The 4,262-nt window shown below is 66.5% G+C and carries 4 protein-coding genes; 3 read left to right on the top strand and 1 reads right to left on the bottom strand.

Features of this window, described 5'->3' with window-relative positions:
• Positions 1–134 precede the first annotated feature (134 nt).
• Positions 135–1,286, bottom strand: a complete 1,152-nt coding sequence (locus tag AB0I42_RS37105) for an IS630 family transposase (RefSeq protein WP_357544458.1) — start codon at positions 1,284–1,286, stop codon at positions 135–137.
• 181 nt (positions 1,287–1,467) lie between these two features.
• Here AB0I42_RS37105 and AB0I42_RS37100 point away from each other — a divergent pair, with 181 nt between their 5' ends.
• From AB0I42_RS37100 to AB0I42_RS37090, 3 genes are all read left to right on the top strand, one after another.
• Positions 1,468–1,707: a hypothetical protein gene (locus AB0I42_RS37100; RefSeq protein ID WP_357544457.1), complete on the top strand. Its 240-nt coding sequence runs from the start codon at positions 1,468–1,470 to the stop codon at positions 1,705–1,707.
• A 336-nt stretch (positions 1,708–2,043) separates the two neighbouring features.
• Positions 2,044–3,390: a hypothetical protein gene (locus tag AB0I42_RS37095; RefSeq protein WP_357544456.1), complete on the top strand. Its 1,347-nt coding sequence runs from the start codon at positions 2,044–2,046 to the stop codon at positions 3,388–3,390.
• 98 nt (positions 3,391–3,488) lie between these two features.
• A complete protein-coding gene (locus tag AB0I42_RS37090) occupies positions 3,489–4,112 on the top strand; it encodes a hypothetical protein (RefSeq protein ID WP_357544455.1) in 624 nt (207 codons plus the stop codon).
• Positions 4,113–4,262: the final 150 nt, after the last annotated feature.

Raw genomic sequence — 4,262 nt, 5'->3', positions numbered from 1 at the left:
CCGAAGGGCCACAAAACCTTCATCTCCTGCACAGCACCGCGTCAAATGAGATCCCCTACATCGACCTCACCCTCCGCGCTCGTGGCGCACTTAAACGACAAGCTAAGTGGTGCTGATCGTTAGTTCGTCGGGGGTTAAATAGCGGTGGTGCGGGGTTTGTAGGTGGCCAGGCGTTCGAATGTGGCATCGAGGTCTTTCTTGGTGTATCGCCAGTTGAACGGTCGCGCGCCGAGGTTGTAGTGGTCCTGGAACGCCGCGAGCCGGTCTTCGACGTCGGTCAGGTCGTGGAAGTCGTTCGGGGTGACGACCTTGCGTTGCACGATGGAGAAGTAGATCTCGATCTGGTTCAGCCAGGAGGCGTGGACGGGTAGGTGGACCAGTCGTGTGGTGGGCCATTTGTCGGTGATGCGGTCGGTGGATGCCTGCCCGCGGTGGGAGGAGCCGTTGTCGACGATCCAGAACACCCGGTCGGCCGAGGCGTAGGGTTCGCTGGTCATGACCTGCTCGACCAGGCGGGCGAACGGGGCGATCCCGGTCGAGGACTCGCAGCGGCCGGACACCGTGCCCCGGTGGACGTCCAGTGCGGCCAGGTAGGCCAGCGCACCGCCGCGTTGATACTCGTGTTCCACACGCATCAGCCGTGTCCGGCCAGGTGGCAGGCTCGGGTGGCAGTGGCAGCGGGCCTGGATCGAGGTTTTCTCGTCCGCGCTGATCACGAAATCCGCCTCGCCCAGGGGGCGGCCCTGCCAGGTCCGGGCGTACAGGTCCAGCACGATGGCGGCCCTGGCGGCGAAGTCGGGATCCCGGGGGAAGATCCATGACCGGTGCCGCCAGGGTCTGATCGCGTCGGCGGCCAGCCAGCGGGCCACCGTCGCTGGCGAGATGTCGTCCACGACCCCGGCCGCGACCGCCTCGTCGGCCAGATCGGCCGCGCTCCACCGCGACAGCGGCACCCCACGCTCCGCCGGTAACTCGCAGGCCAGGGCCTTGACCTGCGCCGCCTGCACGTCGGTGAACCGGCGGGGCCGACCGGCACGGGGCGCGTCGCTCAACCCCTGCAACCGATGGGTGAAGAACCGTCCCCGCCATTTACGGACCGTGTCCACATGCAGCCGCAGCCCGGCGGCGATCGCGGCGTTGCTGCCGCCATCGGCCGCGGCCAGCACGATCCGGGCCCGCAGCACCGTGCGGTACGCCGCCGTGGGTCGGCGGGCCAGCGCATACAGGCCGGCCCGCTCGTCAACCGACAGGACGATCGGACAGGGACTCGACAAGGGCATCGACATGTTCTGCCACCCGGCCGGGTGCCCGACCAGCACCGACACACCGCGGCAACGGTGAGGCAGGATGACCCCCGTGGCCAAGCCCCCGCCCGAATCGACCAAGACCAGCCTGCGTCAACGCCTCACGCGGCACGCCGCAACCCGCTGGCCCGCCCTGACAGCGGTATCCGTGCGATGGCGCGGCGTGTTCGCCTACATCGACGGCCAACTCCCCAACGGCACCACCCTGCAGTTATGCCGGCTACGTTACGGCGGCTCAGCCAGCATCTGGGGCTTCGCGATCTACCTCGCCAGCCGCGACGGCTACGAAGACTCCATCCTGCCCAACGGACTACCCGCCGGCAGCCCCGAACAAGCCCTCGACTGCGCGTGCGGCCTCTACCTCAACGACCCCACCGCCTGGACACAACCCCCGACGAACTAACGATCACCACCACTTAGCCAGGTGTTGCACAGGGCGGTGGCGGCGGTGCGGGCGACGAGTCGCCCGGCATCGACGGGGTTGCCGAGAACAGTGATGTGGGCGCCATTGAGGGGGCGAAAGCTGGATGGGCCGACCCAGAGCAGGCCGCAACCGTTGCAGATCAGGTGGTCGAGGCGCGCTTGGCCGTCGATGGTTTCGCTGGGCCCGAACTCACCGTCGCTGACGACGAGCAGGCATGCGCCGGCTCGCGGGTTGGCCAGGGCGGTCGCAGGGCACTTTCAGCCCACTCACAGCGGAGAGTATCCGGGGTTGATACTCAGAGTTACGCATGTTTCGATGGATGTGCTCATCGCCGATATCCAGCGATCACGAGGGGAGCACTGCATGCGCGTGCGTAAGGGGCTGCGCGTCCGAAACACCTGGGGGACGGCGCCGAGGATCCTGGCAGCGTTCGTTCTCATTACCGCGTCTGCCGTCGCAACGCCTTCACCCGCGACTGCCGCCAATCCGACCGGCTCCAGAGCACTGGAAACTGTCGCCTCACCAGATGCACTCGTCAAGCCCAGCAGCATGCCGATCGCACGTCCGGGCGCAAACGCTGTACCGCAAGCACTGGCATTGCCAGGCGAAACTTGCACCGATACGTCCGCCAACCGATCGGTGTGCATCGCTGTGTCCAAGCCCAGCGGCCGGCCCGCGCCCATCACTACCTTGGCCCCAGTGCCTTTCCCGTCCTGGTGCGCTGGCAGTGGCGGCGCCTCGATTGCGGGCAGCCGCACCGAGGTATGCCGGGTCACAGGTCTGGTTCTGACGACTCGGCGGACGGTCAACGGGAACACTCAGATCACCGGTGAGCTGAGCGTCGACGTCTACGACTACACGTACGGATCGGCGGATCTGCCCAACTGGATCCACCAGATCGGCGTAGCGCCGTGGACCGGATGGGGAGACGCGGTCAATTCCACCGTCACCGGAACTCTCTCCGTCGCCGGCGACTGTGTAACCGACGGCGTTTCGTCCTTCCCCGTCCAGTCGCTGTCACCGATGAACAACGTCAGCCGCGTCGGGGAAGCCGGAGCCAGGACGACCGCGACGGCCGCGAACGCGATCGGCTACTGCACGACGACGTGGAATCTGTCGGTCCTCCCGACCGGCTACCCGCTGGCAAGGGCATCCTCAGCGATGAACGAAATGTCCTGCGACAACGCAATCGGCGCCAACCTCAATCGACCAGCTCGTGTCGGCTGTGTGATCCCGTGGTACCCGGCCGAGGTCATCTACAGCATGAGCCGGTATCCGTCCCTGGCAACCCACGTCGACCTCGCACAGAACTCCGGGCTTCCCGGCGGCACCCTCTCCGACCCACTCAACCGCAACGTCAACGACGCCGACATCAACCAGAACCGGAACCTTGCCTGCGGTGACGCGCCGAGCATCGCGGGCAAGAACTGTGACGAGTATCCGCTGGCAACGACCTACCAGGGCCTCGCGTTCGGCGGCACCCGGCGCACCTTCACCGGATGCAACATCAACGCCCCGACAGGCGTTACCGGGCCGACGGGCGTGAGCGCCTGCATGATCACCGCAACCGAAAACAGCGCCCAGGGCGCCCTCATGGCCGCCTTCTACTACGACTACAGAGTCCTCGGCGGTGACCCCTACCGCGTAGGAATTGGCAGCTGACGCCGCAGAACGCGATAGCCACGGCGTCGCGGGTGCCGGAACCAGCGGCATCCCGCGACGCCGCTTGCGATAGCGACGGATGAGGCAGGATTGGCGACATGGTGACCGACCCGGCGAGCATCTACGTCCAAGACCACGGCTTCTTCCTGGCTGACCGCGAGGCCAGTACGCCCCTGGAGACGATGGATTACTCCACAGGGCTGGCCGGCGTCATGGAGTCAGCCGCACTGATCCACGCGGGCATCGACCGGGGTTACGTCGCCGTCACCGCCCAGGCACTCGAACATCCGGTCGGACTGGATACCGCCGAGCAATGGGCGGACATTGACTCCTGGGACGACGTCGCAGAGATCAGCCTCTACGTCCCCAACGCATCGCTATCCGTCGAGCAACTCACCTACGGCCCCTCCGACCCCCGCCCGCTGCTTCCCGGCCTAAGCCCATACGGTCCTGGCCACTATCGCGTACGCATTCACGCAAGCGGCCGGGACCGTCACTACGATCAGGTGATCGACCAGTCAGGTGAACGGTTCCACTTCCTCGCCTGGCCCGCACCTCCGGCCGCGCCACTGGTCATCAAGGCCACCTCGCGATGCGGTTACGGGCTTCGACTCAACGCGCTCCGTGCCCCGCGCCGACCCGAGCCCGTCCCACCATCCTCTGCGCAACAGGCCGAGGCACAGCGCCAGGCCCTTCTTCGGCGGAACCTACTGAGCAGATAGAGCTTCTCCTCAGGCACGGCGCCCGGCCCCCGGCCCGTCGTGGGGACTGTCTCGCGAACGGCACCTCTCTGTGTCAAGGCGTTGGCGTCAGAGAGGTCTCCAACTTGTTGGATTGGTGGCGGAGATCAGGGTCTGCAGCCATGATCTCCG

Source organism: Polymorphospora sp. NPDC050346, from assembly GCF_040655695.1.
Taxonomy (GTDB): Bacteria; Actinomycetota; Actinomycetes; order Mycobacteriales; family Micromonosporaceae; genus Polymorphospora; species Polymorphospora lycopeni.
The sequence above is the reverse complement of the archived record's forward strand: the minus strand, read 5'-3'. Positions and strand labels throughout refer to the sequence as shown.

What these genes read in the sequence shown, in the direction of transcription:
- AB0I42_RS37105 (WP_357544458.1), bottom strand. Translation starts at nt 1,286, where the DNA reads ATGTCGATGCCCTTGTCGAGTCCCTGTCCGATCGTCCTGTCGGTTGAC.
- AB0I42_RS37095 (WP_357544456.1), top strand. Translation starts at nt 2,044, where the DNA reads ATGGATGTGCTCATCGCCGATATCCAGCGATCACGAGGGGAGCACTGC.
- AB0I42_RS37090 (WP_357544455.1), top strand. Translation starts at nt 3,489, where the DNA reads ATGGTGACCGACCCGGCGAGCATCTACGTCCAAGACCACGGCTTCTTC.